This window comes from Streptomyces sp. NPDC006235, from assembly GCF_040613735.1.
Lineage (GTDB): Bacteria > Actinomycetota > Actinomycetes > Streptomycetales > Streptomycetaceae > Streptomyces.
Map to the genome: position 1 here is coordinate 136,177 of NZ_JBEXSR010000015.1, position 15,081 is coordinate 151,257.

Here is a 15,081-nt window from a genome sequence, read left to right on the forward strand (position 1 = left end):
GGTTGTGGCTGGTCGCGCAGTTCCCCGCGCCCCTGAAAGCAGGGCGTTTCCCTCAACCTCGTTCAAAGGAACAAGTCATGCGTAAGTCAACCCTCCGCCGCAGCTGCGCGGCGCTCGCCACCGCCACCTCGCTCGCCCTGGCGCTCACCGCCTGCGGTGGCGGCACCACCAAGAAGGACGTCGCCAATGAGGGCGGCTCCGCCGCCACCGCCGGCAAGGCCGACCCGAATGCCGAGCTGAAGAAGGGCCTCACCGTCGGGTTCCTGCCCAAGCAGGTCAACAACCCGTACTTCACCACCGCCGACAAGGGCGGCGAGAAGGCGCTCAAGGAGCTCGGCTCCAGCTACAAGGAGGTCGGTCCGTCCAGCGCGACCGACACCTCCGGGCAGGTCAGCTACGTCAACACGCTCACCCAGCAGCAGGTCGACGCGATGGCCGTCTCCGCGCAGGACCCGGGCGCCCTGTGCACCGCGCTCAAGCAGGCCATGAAGAACGGCATCAAGGTCGTCACGTACGACTCCGACACCACGCCCGACTGCCGCAACGCCTTCGTCTCGCAGGCCTCCGCCGAGGACCTGGGCCGGACCGAGGTGCAGCTGCTCGCCAAGCAGATCGGCTACAAGGGCGAGATCGCGATCCTGTCCGCCGCGCAGACCGCGACGAACCAGAACACCTGGATCGACTTCATGAAGGACGAGCTGAAGAAGCCCGAGTACAAGAACATGAAGCTGGTGAAGACCGCGTACGGCAACGACGACGCCCAGCAGTCCTTCCAGCAGACCCAGGGCCTGCTCCAGGAGTACCCGAACCTGAAGGGGATCATCTCCCCGACCACCGTCGGCATCAAGGCCGCCGCCCAGTACCTGTCGGGCTCCAAGTACAAGGGCAAGGTCAAGCTGACCGGCCTCGGCACCCCGAACGACATGCGCAAGTACGTCAAGAACGGCACCGTCGAGGCGTTCGAGCTGTGGGACCCGGCGAAGCTCGGCGAGCTGGCCGCCCGTACCGCCGTCGCCCTGTCCTCCGGGCAGATCACCGGCAAGGAGGGCGAGACCTTCAAGGCCGGCTCCATGGGCGAGTACACCATCGGCAAGGACGGAGTGATCAGCCTCGGCAAGCCGACCGTGTTCGACGCCAAGAACATCGACCAGTTCAACTTCTGATCACCGAAAGGGTTGTTGATGCAGCGCGTGTGCTTCCTGCTGAAGGTCCGGGCGGACCGCCTCGACGAGTACCGCGAGCGGCACGCCGCCGTGTGGCCCGAGATGCTCGACGCCCTGAAGGCGACCGGCTGGCACAACTACTCGCTCTTCCTGCGCGAGGACGGACTGCTCGTCGGCTACCTGGAGACCGAGGACTTCGCGGCCGCCCAGGCCGGCATGGAAGCCACCGACGTCAACGCCCGCTGGCAGGCAGAGATGGCGCCGTTCTTCGAGTCGCTGGACGGCGCCCGGCCCGACGAGGCCATGAAACCGCTCACGGAAGTGTTCCACCTCGCCTGAACAATGGAGTTCATGAGATGCACAGACGTACGTTGCTGGCCGCCGCTTTCGCCGGAGCCGTGGTGACCCCCGCCCTCGCCTCCGGCACCGCGCGGGCCGCCGACCCCGGGCCCTCCGTCACCCGGACCGGCACCACGACTCTCGACAGCCAGGCCATCTTCTTCGTGTCGTACGACGGACTGGTCAACAACAACTCTTTCCAGAAGAACGGCCTGCTGACCTACAAGGGCTACCAGTACGCCGTCTGGTACACCGCCGACCGCAACGCCGTCGTCGGACGACGGGTGCTCGGCGGCAGCACCTGGTCGACGGTGAAGGTCGGGCACACCCTGCGGTACAACGACTCCCACAACGTCATCTCCATGGGCGTCTCCAAGGTCGACGGCCGGTTGCACCTCAACATGGACTCCCACAGCGACGGCTTCACCTACGTCAAGTCGGTCGCCGGGCTCCTGGACAACCCCGGCGGGCTGAGCTGGACCGCCAGCCGCTTCGGAGCGCCCCAGTCCACCCTGGACGGCCTCGCGCTGACCTCGCAGTTCACCTACCCGCAGTTCATATCCACGCCCGACGGCAAGCTCCAGCTGAGCTACCGCGTCGCCGTCTCCGGCAACGGCCGCAACGCCCTCGCCGAGTACGACGGCACCAAGTGGACCAACCTGGGGGAGTGGTCCAGCTCCACCGGCACGTACACCAGCGAGCACGGCTCCTCGACCGCCCGCAACATGTACCTGCACGGCATCGACTACGACCGGAACGGCCGGCTGCACTCCTTCTTCACCTGGCGCGAGCAGAACGGCGCCGTGATGTGCAACGGCGGCGGCATCACCAACCACGACACCGGCTACGTCTACTCCGACGACCGCGGCCGCACCTGGCGCAACAACGCGGGCAGCGTCGTCGGCGTCACCGGCGGCTCCGACAAGGTCTCCGTCACCGACGCCGGCCTGGTCGTCGACCCGCTCAACCCGGACCACTCCCTGATGAACCAGGAGAGCCAGTTCACCGACTCCGCGGGCCGGCCGCACGCGATCATCTCCTACGTCCCGGGCCGGTTCGGGCAGTGCACCACGAACTACGTCGCCGACCGCACCGCCAACGGACGCGCCTTCCACGTCCGCAAGAACGCCTCGGGCTCCTGGCAGAAGACCGAGATCCCGGTTCCGCTGAGCTCCAGCCAGCGCACCAAGCTGGTCCTGGACAAGTACGACAACGCCTACGCGATCTTCCCCTTCGGGCGGATCGCCGGCGCCTCGGCCGCCTCCGGTTACACCGACTGGAAGATCCTGTTCGACGGCAGCGGCCTCAACGCCTTCGGCGAGGTCGTCGTCGACGAGACGCGCGTCGCGCAGGACGGGGTGCTGTCGTTCATGTACCAGGAGAAATCCAGCGGTACGACGCCCTCGGCGCTGCACGTCACCGACTTCCGGTTGCCCGCCTGACCGCGCCCGGTTCCCGGGGCGGCGTGCCGTAATGTGAAGCCGCCCCGGCCGCCGCCCCCCTCGTCTCCCCCTGGAGGTCCCTGCCCGATGGCCCAGTCGGTGGGTATCAAGGACGTCGCCCGTGCCGCCGGAGTCTCCGTCGGCACGGTGTCGAACGTGATCAACCGCCCGGACACGGTCGCCACCGAGACCCGGGCCCGCGTGCTGTCCGCGATAGACCGGCTCGGCTACGTCCGCAGCGAGTCCGCGCGCCAGCTGCGCGCGGGCCGCAGCCGCATCATGGGGCTGCTCGTCCTCGACATGGGCAACCCCTTCTTCGTCGACGTGGCCCGCGGCGCCGAACGCGCCGCACGACAGGCCGGGCTCGGCGTGATGGTCTGCAACAGCGCCCAGAACCCGGGCGAGGAGGCCGAGTACCTGTCGCTCTTCGCCGAGCAGCGCGTGCGCGGTGTGCTGCTCACCCCGGCCGACGCCACGGGCCGCAACATCGAGGCGTTCCGCCGCCACGGCATCCCGTTCGTCCTGGTCGACCGGGTCGCCGAAGGCACCACCGAGTGCTCGGTCTCCGTCGACGACGTCGCGGGCGGCGCCCTGGCCGTACGCCATCTCGTCGACGCCGGGCACCGCTCCATCGCCTACGTCAGCGGCCCGCCCGGCCTCACCCAGGTCCGCGACCGGCGCACGGGCGCCCTCGAAGCGCTCGCCGAGGCCGGGCTCGGGCCCGACGCGCTGCGCGAGCTGCCCACCGAACGGCTCGACGTCGCCGCGGGCCGCGACGCCGGCGCCCGCCTGCTCGGCCTCGCCGACCGGCCGACCGCCGTGTTCTGCGCCAACGACCTGCTGGCGCTCGGGGTCCTCCAGGCGATGTACGCGGCCGGTGTCGGCGTCCCGGACGACCTCGCCATCGTCGGCTACGACGACATCGAGTTCGCGGCGGCCGCGGCCGTGCCGCTCACCTCGGTACGGCAGCCCGCCGTCACCATGGGCGCCATGGCGGCCGACCTGCTCCTGGAGGAGACGGAGGAGGAGGGTCCGGCCCGGCCGCACGAGCACCGGCGGGTGGTACTCCAGCCCGAGCTGGTGGTCCGCCGCTCCAGCCTGTCCGGACGCTGAACCTGAACGGTCGTTCAGGAAGATTTCATGATCCGAAGGGGCCACCCGCGGACACTGGCTGTGATGAACTGGGACGCGGTCCGAAAATCCGTCCGTCCCGGGAGCCCTGTTGACCCTCAGCTACCGCCAGCCCGGAGTCGTCCTCACCGACCGCCGCTTCACCGTCCCCCTCGACCACAGCCGCCCCGAGGACGAGACGATCGAGCTGTACGCCCGCGAGGTCGTCGCGACCGACAAGGCGCAGCAGGATCTGCCGTGGCTGCTGTACCTCCAGGGCGGTCCCGGCTTCGGCGCGGACCGCTCCGTCGGCAGGCCCGGCTGGCTCGGCCGCGCGCTGAAGGAGTACCGCGTGCTCCTGCTCGACCAGCGCGGCACCGGCCACAGCACGCCCGCCAACCGGCAGACGCTCCCGCTGCGCGGCGGCCCGGCCGAGCAGGCCGACTACCTCACGCACTTCCGCGCCGACTCGATCGTCCGCGACTGCGAGGCGATCCGCGCGCAGGTCACCGGCGGCGCCCCCTGGACCGTCCTCGGCCAGAGCTTCGGCGGCTTCTGCCTGACCACCTACCTGTCCCTCGCGCCCGAGGGCCTGGCCACCGCCGTGATCACGGGCGGACTGCCCTCCCTGGACGCCCACGCCGACGACGTCTACCGGGCCGCCTTCCCGCGCATCGAACGCAAGGTCACCGCGCACTACGCGCGCTACCCGCAGGACGCCGAGCGCGCCCGCCGGATCGCCGACCACCTCCTCACGCACGACGTGGTCCTGCCGAACGGCTACCGGCTCACCGTCGAGGCCTTCCAGTCCCTCGGCATCGTCCTCGGCACCGGCGACGGCACCCACCGCCTGCACTACCTCCTGGAGAACGCCTTCGTCCGCACCTCGCAGGGCCTCGCGCTCTCCGACGCGTTCCAGGAGCAGGCGCAGGGCATGCTGTCCTACGCCCGCCACCCGCTGTACGCCCTGATCCACGAGTCGATCTACGGCCAGGACGCCCGGCCCACCGCCTGGTCGGCCGAGCGGGTCCGCGCCGAGTTCCCGCAGTTCGACGCCGCGAAGGCCCTCGCGGGAGACGAACCGCTGCTGTTCACCGGCGAGTCGATCCACCCCTGGATGTTCGACTGCGACCCGGCGCTGCGCCCCCTGCGCGAGACCGCCGACCTGCTCGCCGCCCGCACCGACTGGACCCCCTTGTACGACCCGGCCCGCCTCGCCGCGAACGAGGTACCGGTCGTCGCCGCCGTCTACCACGACGACATGTACGTGGACACCGCCCACTCCCTGCGGACCGCCCGCACGATCCGCGGCCTGCGCACCTGGGTCACGGACGAGTTCGAGCACGACGGCGTGCGGACCGGTGGCCAGCGGGTCCTCGACCGGCTGCTGGCGCTGGTGCGGAACGAGGCGTGATGCCGTGCCGTAAACACGTGGCGATGCCGGTGGCGCGGATTAGTCTGCGGGCATGACGACCACTCAACTCCAGCCCATGCCCGGCGACTGGCGGCGTGCCCTCGCGGTCGTGGCCCACCCCGACGACCTGGAGTACGGCTGCTCGGCGGCGATCGCGGCCTGGACCGACGAGGGCCGCGAGGTCGCCTATGTGCTGGCGACCCGGGGCGAGGCGGGCATCGACACACTGGAGCCCGGGCGGTGCGGTCCGCTGCGGGAGCGGGAACAGCGGGCGAGCGCGGCGGTGGTCGGCGTGTCGGCCGTGGAGTTCCTCGACCACAGGGACGGTGTCATCGAGTACGGCACCGCCCTGCGCCGCGACATCGCCGCCGCGATCCGCCGGCACCGGCCCGAGCTGGTCATCACGCTCAACCACCGGGACACCTGGGGCGGTGTCGCCTGGAACACCCCGGACCACGTGGCGGTCGGCCGGGCCACGCTCGACGCGGCAGGCGACGCCGGCAACCGGTGGATCTTCCCGGAGCTCACCGAGCAGGGCCTTCAGCCCTGGGACGGCGTGCGCTGGGTCGCCGTGGCCGGTTCCAGCACCCCCACGCACGCGGTCGACGCGACGTCCGGCATGGAACGCGCGGTGCGCTCCCTGCTGGAACACCGCACCTACATCGAGGCCCTGACCGACGAGGACCCGGAGACCTACGTCCGCGGCTTCCTCACCGGGCACGCCGAGGCCACGGGGGAGCGGTTCGGGGGCAAGCCGGCGGTGGCGTTCGAACTGTTCCCCAGATGACGCAGAGCGTGACGTCGGCGGGTTTCTTCATTTCGTATGCTGAACGTCATGCGAGATCACCAGCCCGCGCGGGCGGAACTGCGCGGCGACTGCGAGCGGTGCTTCGGACTGTGCTGCGTCGCCCTGCCGTTCGCGGCCTCGGCCGACTTCGCCGTCGACAAGGACGCCGGCACACCCTGCCGCAATCTGCAGAGCGACCACCGCTGCGGGATCCACGCCAGGCTGCGACAGAAAGGGTTCACCGGCTGCACGGTCTACGACTGCTTCGGCGCCGGGCAGCAGGTCTCGCAGATCACCTTCGGCGGCCGGGACTGGCGGTCCGGGCCGCCCGAGCACGCCCGCCGCATGTTCGACGTCTTCCCGGTCGTCCGGCAGCTCCACGAGCTGCTGTGGTACCTGACCGAGGCGCTCTCCCTGCCCGCGGCCCGGCCCGTCCACGCCGATCTGCGCAAGACCCTGGAGAAGACCGAGGAGCTGACCGGGCTGACCCCCGAGGAGCTCGCCGGGCTGGACGTGGCGGCGCACCGCCAGGAGGTCAACGTCCTGCTGCTGAGGACGAGCGAGCTGGCCAGGGCCGGCACCAAGGGGCGCAAGAAGAACCGCCGGGGCGCGGACCTGATGGGCGCCCGCCTCAAGGGCGCCGACCTGCGCGGTGCCGACCTGCGCGGTGCCTACCTCATCGCCGCCGACCTCACGGGCGCGGATCTGCGGGGCGCAGACCTGATCGGCGCCGATCTGCGCGACACGGACCTCACGGACGCCGACCTGACCGGGGCGTTCTTCCTCACCCAGCCGCAGCTGAACGCGGCCCGGGGCAGTGCCGGGACGCGGCTGCCCGCGTCAGTCACCCGCCCCGGGCACTGGACAGCGCAGGTCTGAGGCCGGCTCCCGCACCGGCGTCCGGCGCTCCGGGCGCAGCCGCAGCCCCTCCGGCATCAGCGTCAGCCGCTCGGTCACCCGCAGCCGGTACGCCGGGTCGGGCAGCAGCTCGTAGCGGCGCAGCAGCAGGCCGAGCACCAGCGTCGCCTCGTGCAGGGCGAACTGGCGCCCGATGCAGGCCCGCGCCCCGGTCCCGAACGGTTTGAAGGTGTGCGGGGCCCGGGACCGTACCGCCTGCGCCTCGAAGCGGTCGGGGTCGAACCGCTCGGCGTCCGCGCCCCACACCTCGGTGTCCCGGTGCAGCATCGGCGTCAGCACCAGCGCCCAGGCCCCGCGCCGCATGGGATGCTCCCCGGCCAGCACGGTGTCCTCCCGTGCCTCCCGGGCGAACGCGGGCGCGGTGGGCCACAGCCGCAGCGACTCGTCCAGCACCCGGCGGACGTAGCGCAGCCTGGCCACCTGCTCGTAGGCCGGTTCCGTCGCGTCGCCCCAGACCCGGTCCACCTCGGCGCGGGCGCGGGCCGCGACCTCGGGGTGGCGGGAGAGGTAGTGCAGCGCGAAGGAGAGCGCGCCGGACGTCGTCTCGTGGCCGGCGACGAGGAAGGTGATGACCTGGCGGCGGACGTTGCGGAGCTCCAGCCGCTCCCCGGTCTCGGGGTGGGCCGTCTCCAGCATCCGGTCGAGCAGGTCCCCGTGCCCGCGGCCGGAAGCGCGCCGGGCCCGGATCAGCTCGTCGACCGTGTGGTTGAGGTAGGCGATGTCGGCCGCGTTGCGGCGGCTCGCGCTGCGCAGCAGCAGCGGAGCCAGCGGGAAGGGCACCGAGTTGAGCCGCTGCGCGTACGACAGCGTGCCGACCATCGCCGTCACGAAGGGATGCGTCCGGGCGCGTTCGAACGACTCGAAGTCGTGGCCGAAGCCGGTGCGGGCGATGGTCTCCAGCGTCAGCTTGGTCATGTCGTCCGGCACGTCCACCGCCCGGCCCGAGGCCGCCGCCCGGTCCCAGTGTTCCGCCAACTGCCGCGCGACGGCCAGCATCATCGGGTGGTAGCCGGCCATGGCATCGCGGCTGAACCCCGGGGCGAGCACGTCGTGCGCCAGCTGCCAGTTGGGCTCGTGGTTGTACGCCGTGAACAGCCCGTCCCCGGCCACCGGCCGCAGGTTCGCTATGCCGAGCCCCACGTGCTTGGCGAACCGCGACTCGTCCGCGAGGTCGGCCGCGTGCCGGGCGCCCCACACGAACACGAACTCCTTGCCGAAGGCCTTCCGGCGGAAGACCGGGCCCAGTTCGTGGGCGTACCGCAGCGTGTCCTGCAGGGGAGTGCGCCGGTTCACGCCCACCACGTCACCGAGCAGCGGGATCCGGTGCGGCGGATGCGGAATGCGGTCCAGCTCCGGCCAGCCCAGCTCGGCACTGCGGAACCCCTTGGGCAGCCCGTCCCGTGTCGGCGCCTCCGTCATGACGCGATCTCCCTTGATACAGCGGTGGGTTGGCACGTGTTGTACGTGGGTTCAATAGCGCGGTTCAGTCTGGTCCGGTTGTTGAACCGACGTCAAGTAAAGTGCGGGCATGGCCGCGAACCAGAGCGGGCGCACGCGCCGCCGGCTCAGCACCGAGGAGCGCCGGGAACAGCTTCTGGCCGTCGGTGCGCGGCTGTTCTCGGAGAGTCCGTACGACGACGTGTGGATCGAGCAGGTCGCCGAGATCGCCGGGGTGTCGCGCGGGCTGCTGTACCACTACTTCCCGACCAAGCGGGACTTCTTCGCGGCGGTCGTCGAGCGCGAGAGCGAGCGGATGCTGCGCATGACGGCGGCGGTGCCCGGGGTCCCGGTGCGCGAGCAACTCGCGGGCGGCCTGGACACGTTCCTGGAGTACGTCCGGGTCCACGCCCACGGCTACCGCGCCTTCCACCGCGCCGACGCGGCCGGGGACCAGGCGGTGCGCCGCGTCTACCAGCGGGCCCTGGCCGCACAGGAGCGGCAGATCCTCGCGGCGCTCGCCGCGGATCCCGAGTTCGGCCCGGCCTTCCAGGAACGGCCGGAGGTGCGGCTCGCGGTGCGCGGCTGGCTGGCGTTCACGACGTCCGTCTGTCTGGAGTGGCTGCGCGGTACGGAGTTGAGCCGGGATCAGGTGCGTGAGCTGTGCGCCCGCGCCCTGCTGGGTGTCCTCACTCCCTGAAAGGCCTCGTAAAGATCACGTGACGTGGTTGGCTCACGCCCCGATCTTCGGTAGGTTAGGCAAGGCTTACCTAAGGAGGTCTGGGATGGGTGACGACAGCCACGACGACAGCCACCGCTGGACGGCGGCCCCTGCTGCTGCGGAGCGGGCGCGCTCGGTGCTCGCCGCCGCGTGGTCCTGCTCGGTGACCGCGGAGGGCACGCGGGAGGAGCTGGTCGGCGCGCACACGGTGACCGAGGACGGCCGGGTGCTGGTGGACGTGCCCGGGGACAGCGCCCTGCTCGGGGCCGCGATCTGCGCGCCCCGCGGCGAGCCGTCCGCGGTGCTGGAGTTCGCCGACGTGGCGCCCGTCCCCGTGCGCAGCCGGATCCGCGCCCGGCTGTGGCTCGCGGGCTGGTTCACCGTGGAGGGGGAGAGCCGGCTGGCCTTCCGGGCCACGCGCGTGGTGCTGCGGCAGCCCTCCGGGGCCGTGGTCGTGGACCTCGACGACTTCGCCGCCGCCACGCCCGACCCGCTCGGCACAGCCGAGGCCCGGCTGCTGACGCACCTCGCCGACTGCCACGCGGACGCGGTCGAGCGGCTCACCCGGCTCGTCGACGCCGACAGCCTGCACGGCGCGGTCCGCGTCCAGCCGCTCGCCGTCGGCCGGCACGGACTGACCCTGCGCATCGAGCGCACCCGTGCCCACGGCGACGTACGGCTCGCCTTCCACACCCCCGCCGACACCGTCGCGCAGCTCACCGAACGCATGCACGTCCTGCTCGGCCAGGCGACCGCCGCGGCCTGCCCGCGGGCCCTACAGCGGCAGCGCACAGACGGCGACCGGTGACGGAAACGGTTCACCGGCGCGGCGCAGCGCACCGCTCTCCTCGTCGACACGGAAGACGGTCACCGTGCCGGACTTCTGGTTCGCCGCGAACAGCAGTGTCCCGTCCGGCGAGAGGGCGATCTGGCGCGGGAAGTCCCCGTCCACCGGCACGGTGTCCAGCAGCTCGAGCCGGGCGCCGTCCGCCTCGACGGCGTACCGCGTGAGGCTGTTGTCGCCGCGGTTGGCGAGAAAGGCGTGACGGCCGTTCGGGGTCACCTGGAACTGCGCCGGGTAGTTGGTGCCCGGACCGGTGCCCGTTGACTGCGGCTCACCGACCGTGACGCGGCCGGAGGCGGGATCGTACGCGCAGACCGCCACCGTGTTGTCGACCTCGTTCGCGAGGTAGGCGTACCGCCCGCCGGGGTGGAACGTCAGGTGGCGCGGGCCCGCGCCCGGCCGGGTCCGGGCCTGCGCGACCTCGGTGAGCGTGCCGGCCTTCTCGTCGAGCCGGTACGTGTAGACGGTGTCCGTACCCAGGTCGACGGCGAGCACGTGGCCGCCGTCGGGGCTGGTGAAGATCTGGTGGGCGTGCGGACCCTCCTGGCCCGGCCCCGGCGCCGGACGGGTGTGCCGGACGAGATCGGTGCGCTCGCCGAGGGCGCCCGAGGCGTCGATCGGATGCACGGCCACACTGCCGGAGCCGTAGTTCGCGCTGAACAGCCAGCGCCCGCCCGGATGCACCGACAGATGGCAGGGGCCCGCGCCGCCGGTGCTCCGGCTGCCCAGGATCTTCCGGTCGGACAGCCGGACGGCCGTCACGGCGCCGTCGTCGCGCTCGTTCACCGCGTACAGCGTGTGGCGGTCCGGGTGGATCGCGAGGTACGACGGATCGCCGACGCCGGTGACGGTGCCGGTGCCGCTGATCCGGCCCGTCGCGGCGTCGTACGTGGCCAGGCCGATGCCCTTGCCGCCGCCTTCGACGGAGGTGTACGTGCCGAGGTAGAGGGGGCGCGGGCCGGACGGACGCCGGGCCTCGCGGGACGGGCTCACGCTCGCCCCGGGTGCCGTCGGACTCGTCGGGTCCGCCGGCGCGGGCGCGTCGTCACAGGCGGGCAGCGCCGCCGCGGCGGCTCCGCCCGCCAGCACGCCGACGAACCGGCGCCTGCTCCAGCCACCACTGCCCATGTCGCCCCTCAGGTCGTCACTCGTCCCCGTCGCGACAGCCACCTTGGCGTGGATCACCCGTCAGGTGCAACAACGGCACCGGGCGTTGCGCGCTGCGCAATCCACTCCGGTGGTCGCTCAGCGAGAACGTCCGCCGACCCCCGTACGGTTCCGCCACATCTGCTCCTGCACGCCCAGGCGTTCCCGCAGCCGCGTCAGGCGGGGCATCCGCGCGCGCTGCTCCCGCGACACCTGGTCCAGTTCCTCGAACAGACGCCGGGTGCGATGCTCGGTGTCGAGCTCGTCGAGGATCCGGTTGACCTCCGTCAGGACGGAACCGAGCAACTGCCAGTGCCGCGTCTCGCGCTCGGCCTCCTCGCGCAGCAGCAGGGCCAGCTTGTCACGCGTGCCCGCCGCGGTGCGCAGTTCGGTGGCGAGACGTTCCTCCGCCGACTCGGCGCTCGCGCTGAGGTGGGTGGTCACCAGCACCGCGAAGCTCACCACGGCGTCGGCGATCTCGGACAGCAGCTGCTGCACCGCGGCGCCCGTCTCGGCGTCGAACAGCGGCTCGGGCTCGCGTTCCTTCGCCAGGTCGGTGAAGGAACGCGCGAGCACGCGCAGGACGACCGTGCAGATCTCCAGCGTGTCCAGGCCGGTGCGCAGCACCACCCGGTGCAGCAGGCCCTCGCGCACGCGCGGGTTGAGCCGCAGGCTGTCCTCCGCCTGCCGGAGTGCCGCGTCCACCTCGACGATGTCGTGGTCCAGGCGCCGCGCCTCGTGCAGCCGCTCCGCCGCCTGGTCCGGGGGCGTACCGCCGGCGGCCTCCTCGCCCATGCGCAGCATCAGCTGCCGCAGCCGGCGCGCCAGCCCCTCGATGGACGCGCCCGCCTCCTCCACCCACACCGGCGGAGCCAGCAGCAGATTGCAGCCGAGCCCGACGACCGCGCCGATCAGCGTCTCCACCACCCGGGCCCAGGCCGTGTCCCCGTGGGTGGTGACCCCGAGCACGAGCATCGCGCTGATCGCGACCTCGGGTACGTACTCCTCCACCCGGACCAGCCGTCCCACGGCCAGCGAGGCCACGAGGAGCAGTGCCAGGCTCCACCACGTCAGACCCACCAGAAGGCTGAACGCGATGGCGACGAGGACGCCGGTGACCACGGCGTTCACCCGCCGGAAGCCGTTGGTGAGCGTGGCGTACAGGGTCACCTGGACGACCAGCAGGGCCGTCAGGGGAGCGGTGAGCGGTGCCGCCTCGGGGCTCAGCCGCAGCGCGATGACGTAGGCGATCGTCGCCGCGAACGCGGACCGCACCGTCTGGACGACCACCGGGTCCCGGCGCTTGTGCACGATCCGCCTGGCGTGCGCCGTCCACTCACGTACCTCTCGCATCCTCAGGCTGTTCCCCTTCCCCTGGCGCATCGAACGCGTTCATGAAGGACGTTAGCGCCGGGGGAAACCACGGGCGACCGAGGGCCTCAGGCGCACACCTTGTCGAGGAAGGCGGCCAGGTGGCCCCGGGTCCGTTCGATCTGCTCCTGAAGGGTCAGGCTCTCGTCGAAGCGGGTCCCGCTCTCCGGCACCTTCTTCCCGCGCAGGTACAGCGAGCAGGCGAGGTCGGTGCACATGTACGCCCCGACGGAGTTGCCCTCACGCCCGGCCGCTCCCGCCTTGCGCGCGGTCATCAGCGACACACCGCCCCGAGGGTGCGTCGTCAGGCACAGCGAACACATGCTGCGCTGCAGAAAGCCCCGCTGCGCCGCCTGGAACCGCATCGCCAGCCCGACCAGCCGCCCCTCGCGCTCGGCGACCAGATAACTCCGGTCGGGCGCCCCCGGATCCCGCCAGCCGAGGAAGTCGAGATCGTCCCAGGGCCGCTCGGCGAGGTCCCGCGGGACGGTCAGACGCTTGGCCTCTCCCTTGGAGCAGTTGACAAAGGAGGTGCGGATGTCGTGTTCGGTGAGTGATCTCATGGGAGGGCTCCTGGTCGTCATCGGCGAAACCTAGGGGTCCTAGGTTTTGTGGGGTTCAGGGTAAAAGCTTCGACGAAGGGGGAGCCAGTGGATTTTCCGGAGGGCGCGTCGGCACGCGCACGGGCGCCGCCCGCCATGTGGCGGGCGGCTCGTCAGGACCCGCCGTCGATCCGCAGGCGCGGATCACGCTGAACTTCCACCCGGACCGGTCGGCGGGCGAGGTACCCGTCCTCGTGGCGCTCGCACGGGACGGCGCCTACCACTCGCAGTTCGTCACCGGCACCAACAACGGCGGCCTCACGGCTCGCCCCGGCGGCGACCGATGGCGCTGGGAGAGCAGGATCTTCCGCGGGGCGTACGACGAGGCGGCCGCCCACGAGCGGCCCGTGTACGGCGCCCTGAACTTCCGTCGGCAGGTGGTCGGCGCGGCGCCGCGCTTCGGCTCCTCGCACTTCCGGCTGCGCGCCGGCGTCCTGACCCGCGCCACGTTCTGCTACCCCGACAGCGCCGCAGAGCCGGCCGACTTCGGTGTGGCGGCCGGCATGTCGGTCACGCTCTGGCCGAGGCGGACGAGCGGGACGCCCTCGACGACTACATCGAGGCGCACGTGCACGCTGGCGTCGATCTCGCCCGGGACGTGGAGGCACTGGTACTGGACGCCTGCTACCGCGGTACACCCGTCGAGGTCGCGGCACGGCAGCTGCCGTGCCCCGTCGAGTGGCACCCGGTTATCGCATCACGGTGGCCGGACTGCGGCGCCACGCCGACTACCGCGGCCGGGAGTACACCGAACTGGGCGCGCGGATCGCCCGGGACGGCCTGGTCGACCCGCGGGCCGTCGGCGACGCCGCCCGGACGGGGCGGTACGAACTGCAGGACCTGAAGAAGGTGTGGCACACCCTCGCCCGCTTCGGCGCGCCGGAGGGAGCGGGCACGGCCTGCTCCGCGGCCGGGACGCCGGGTGGTGAGGCCCCGGTGTGAGCACTGTCAGTGTGTAGGCGAGGGCCATCAGGGGGCTGCTTTGTGGCCGGGGAGCGGGGTGGTGAGGCCCCGGTGTGAGCGCTGGGGTGAGCGCTCCCAGCGTGCAGGCGGGGCCATCAGTGGGGGGGGAGCGGACACGGCCTACTCCGCGGCCGCGGCCTCCGGTGGCCAGACCCCCGGCGTGAGCACCCCCAGCGCATAGGCCCGGGCCACCAGTTCGGTGCGGTTGGCGGCGTGCCAGCGGGCGGACAGGCGGCGCAGGTGGTAGGTGACGCCGTCGGTGGTGAGGCCGGTCTCGCGGGCGGCCCGGGCCGTGGTGGCGCCGGCGGCCAGCAGGGCCAGGATGCGGGCCTCCACGGGGGTGACCCGGTCCTGCTCGGCGCGCGGGGCGGGGGAGGGGGCGCGCTCGCCCTCCACGCGCAGCATCACCAGCAGCGCCGGTGTGTCCTCCACCGTGTCGCTCACCGGGTCCGCCGTCAGCTCCCCGTACCGCTCCGCGCCGCCGGGGGCCCGCCAGCGCACCGACACCTGGTAGCGCGAGCGGTGCCGCAGGCGCAGGGCCTGGGCGATGCGCTCCACCTGCGTGGCCTCCCGCGGGCTGAACAGGTCCAGGACGTCACGGCCGCGCAGCCGCCCCGGCGTCGTACCGCACTCCGCGGCCATCGCCGGATTGGCCAGCAGCACCGCGCCGTACACGTCGCACACCGCGACCGGCATCGCGACCCGGTCGAAGAGCAGCAGGGCGCGGTTGCGCCACGTCACGGCCTCCTGCCGGTCCTGGTCCACGAGCCCCTCCTGCCACGCCGGGCCGCCCCCGCGCAAGAGCGACGTGTCTGCATGTACTA

The 15,081-nt window shown here is 72.0% G+C and carries 14 protein-coding genes and 1 pseudogene; 10 read left to right on the plus strand and 5 right to left on the minus strand.

Features of this window, described 5'->3' with window-relative positions:
• Nucleotides 1-77 precede the first annotated feature (77 nt).
• From rhaS to ABZ192_RS19880, 7 genes are all read left to right on the plus strand, one after another.
• Nucleotides 78-1,163 (plus strand): rhamnose ABC transporter substrate-binding protein, encoded by a 1,086-nt coding sequence (gene rhaS, locus ABZ192_RS19850; protein ID WP_356925754.1) that lies wholly within the window; start codon nt 78-80, stop codon nt 1,161-1,163.
• 18 nt (nt 1,164-1,181) lie between these two features.
• Nucleotides 1,182-1,502 (plus strand): L-rhamnose mutarotase, encoded by a 321-nt coding sequence (locus ABZ192_RS19855; RefSeq protein WP_020272132.1) that lies wholly within the window; start codon nt 1,182-1,184, stop codon nt 1,500-1,502.
• Nucleotides 1,503-1,519: 17 nt separating this feature from the next.
• Entirely contained in the window at nt 1,520-2,944 is a 1,425-nt protein-coding gene (locus tag ABZ192_RS19860; RefSeq protein ID WP_356925755.1) for a BNR repeat-containing protein, read from the plus strand.
• 87 nt (nt 2,945-3,031) lie between these two features.
• Nucleotides 3,032-4,057 (plus strand): LacI family DNA-binding transcriptional regulator, encoded by a 1,026-nt coding sequence (locus tag ABZ192_RS19865; RefSeq protein WP_356925756.1) that lies wholly within the window; start codon nt 3,032-3,034, stop codon nt 4,055-4,057.
• A gap of 109 nt (nt 4,058-4,166) precedes the next feature.
• Nucleotides 4,167-5,468, plus strand: a complete 1,302-nt coding sequence (locus ABZ192_RS19870; protein WP_356925757.1) for an alpha/beta fold hydrolase — start codon at nt 4,167-4,169, stop codon at nt 5,466-5,468.
• Nucleotides 5,469-5,520: 52 nt separating this feature from the next.
• Nucleotides 5,521-6,255 carry a PIG-L deacetylase family protein gene (locus ABZ192_RS19875; protein ID WP_356925758.1) on the plus strand — a complete coding sequence of 245 codons (735 nt, stop codon included), beginning with the start codon at nt 5,521-5,523 and terminating at the stop codon, nt 6,253-6,255.
• A 36-nt stretch (nt 6,256-6,291) separates the two neighbouring features.
• Nucleotides 6,292-7,134, plus strand: a complete 843-nt coding sequence (locus tag ABZ192_RS19880; RefSeq protein ID WP_356925759.1) for a pentapeptide repeat-containing protein — start codon at nt 6,292-6,294, stop codon at nt 7,132-7,134.
• Here ABZ192_RS19880 and ABZ192_RS19885 read toward each other — a convergent pair.
• The gene (locus ABZ192_RS19885) at nt 7,096-8,592 is read right to left on the minus strand and encodes a cytochrome P450 (protein WP_356925760.1); all 1,497 of its coding nucleotides are present in this window, start codon (nt 8,590-8,592) and stop codon (nt 7,096-7,098) included. The two genes, ABZ192_RS19880 and ABZ192_RS19885, sit on opposite strands and share 39 nt — an antisense overlap.
• Nucleotides 8,593-8,701: 109 nt before the next feature.
• Between ABZ192_RS19885 and ABZ192_RS19890 the strand changes: the two genes are divergently transcribed.
• Together ABZ192_RS19890 and ABZ192_RS19895 are read left to right on the plus strand one after the other, a co-directional pair.
• Nucleotides 8,702-9,310, plus strand: a complete 609-nt coding sequence (locus tag ABZ192_RS19890) for a TetR/AcrR family transcriptional regulator (protein ID WP_356925761.1) — start codon at nt 8,702-8,704, stop codon at nt 9,308-9,310.
• A gap of 85 nt (nt 9,311-9,395) precedes the next feature.
• Entirely contained in the window at nt 9,396-10,139 is a 744-nt protein-coding gene (locus ABZ192_RS19895; protein ID WP_356925762.1) for a DUF2470 domain-containing protein, read from the plus strand.
• Here ABZ192_RS19895 and ABZ192_RS19900 read toward each other — a convergent pair.
• The 3 genes from ABZ192_RS19900 to ABZ192_RS19910 all read right to left on the minus strand — a co-directional run bounded on the left by ABZ192_RS19900 (nt 10,107) and on the right by ABZ192_RS19910 (nt 13,255).
• Entirely contained in the window at nt 10,107-11,303 is a 1,197-nt protein-coding gene (locus ABZ192_RS19900; protein ID WP_356925796.1) for a lactonase family protein, read from the minus strand. The genes ABZ192_RS19895 and ABZ192_RS19900 overlap by 33 nt on opposite strands.
• A gap of 117 nt (nt 11,304-11,420) precedes the next feature.
• Nucleotides 11,421-12,674, minus strand: a complete 1,254-nt coding sequence (locus ABZ192_RS19905) for an aromatic acid exporter family protein (protein ID WP_356925763.1) — start codon at nt 12,672-12,674, stop codon at nt 11,421-11,423.
• An 86-nt stretch (nt 12,675-12,760) separates the two neighbouring features.
• Nucleotides 12,761-13,255 carry an FBP domain-containing protein gene (locus ABZ192_RS19910; RefSeq protein ID WP_356925764.1) on the minus strand — a complete coding sequence of 165 codons (495 nt, stop codon included), beginning with the start codon at nt 13,253-13,255 and terminating at the stop codon, nt 12,761-12,763.
• Nucleotides 13,256-13,392: 137 nt separating this feature from the next.
• Here ABZ192_RS19910 and ABZ192_RS19915 point away from each other — a divergent pair.
• Nucleotides 13,393-14,236: pseudogene (locus ABZ192_RS19915) on the plus strand (DUF3626 domain-containing protein).
• Between the two features lie 141 nt (nt 14,237-14,377).
• On the opposite strand, the gene ABZ192_RS19920 reads toward ABZ192_RS19915, so the two are convergent.
• A complete protein-coding gene (locus ABZ192_RS19920) occupies nt 14,378-15,022 on the minus strand; it encodes a PAS domain S-box protein (protein ID WP_356925765.1) in 645 nt (214 codons plus the stop codon).
• Nucleotides 15,023-15,081: the final 59 nt, after the last annotated feature.

Bases quoted from the DNA above. Each gene is read 5' to 3' on its own strand.
- rhaS (WP_356925754.1), top strand. From the start codon at position 78: ATGCGTAAGTCAACCCTCCGCCGCAGCTGCGCGGCGCTCGCCACCGCC.
- ABZ192_RS19855 (WP_020272132.1), top strand. From the start codon at position 1,182: ATGCAGCGCGTGTGCTTCCTGCTGAAGGTCCGGGCGGACCGCCTCGAC.
- ABZ192_RS19860 (WP_356925755.1), top strand. From the start codon at position 1,520: ATGCACAGACGTACGTTGCTGGCCGCCGCTTTCGCCGGAGCCGTGGTG.
- ABZ192_RS19865 (WP_356925756.1), top strand. From the start codon at position 3,032: ATGGCCCAGTCGGTGGGTATCAAGGACGTCGCCCGTGCCGCCGGAGTC.
- ABZ192_RS19875 (WP_356925758.1), top strand. From the start codon at position 5,521: ATGACGACCACTCAACTCCAGCCCATGCCCGGCGACTGGCGGCGTGCC.
- ABZ192_RS19880 (WP_356925759.1), top strand. From the start codon at position 6,292: ATGCTGAACGTCATGCGAGATCACCAGCCCGCGCGGGCGGAACTGCGC.
- ABZ192_RS19885 (WP_356925760.1), bottom strand. From the start codon at position 8,592: ATGACGGAGGCGCCGACACGGGACGGGCTGCCCAAGGGGTTCCGCAGT.
- ABZ192_RS19890 (WP_356925761.1), top strand. From the start codon at position 8,702: ATGGCCGCGAACCAGAGCGGGCGCACGCGCCGCCGGCTCAGCACCGAG.
- ABZ192_RS19895 (WP_356925762.1), top strand. From the start codon at position 9,396: ATGGGTGACGACAGCCACGACGACAGCCACCGCTGGACGGCGGCCCCT.
- ABZ192_RS19900 (WP_356925796.1), bottom strand. From the start codon at position 11,303: ATGGGCAGTGGTGGCTGGAGCAGGCGCCGGTTCGTCGGCGTGCTGGCG.
- ABZ192_RS19905 (WP_356925763.1), bottom strand. From the start codon at position 12,674: ATGCGAGAGGTACGTGAGTGGACGGCGCACGCCAGGCGGATCGTGCAC.
- ABZ192_RS19910 (WP_356925764.1), bottom strand. From the start codon at position 13,255: ATGAGATCACTCACCGAACACGACATCCGCACCTCCTTTGTCAACTGC.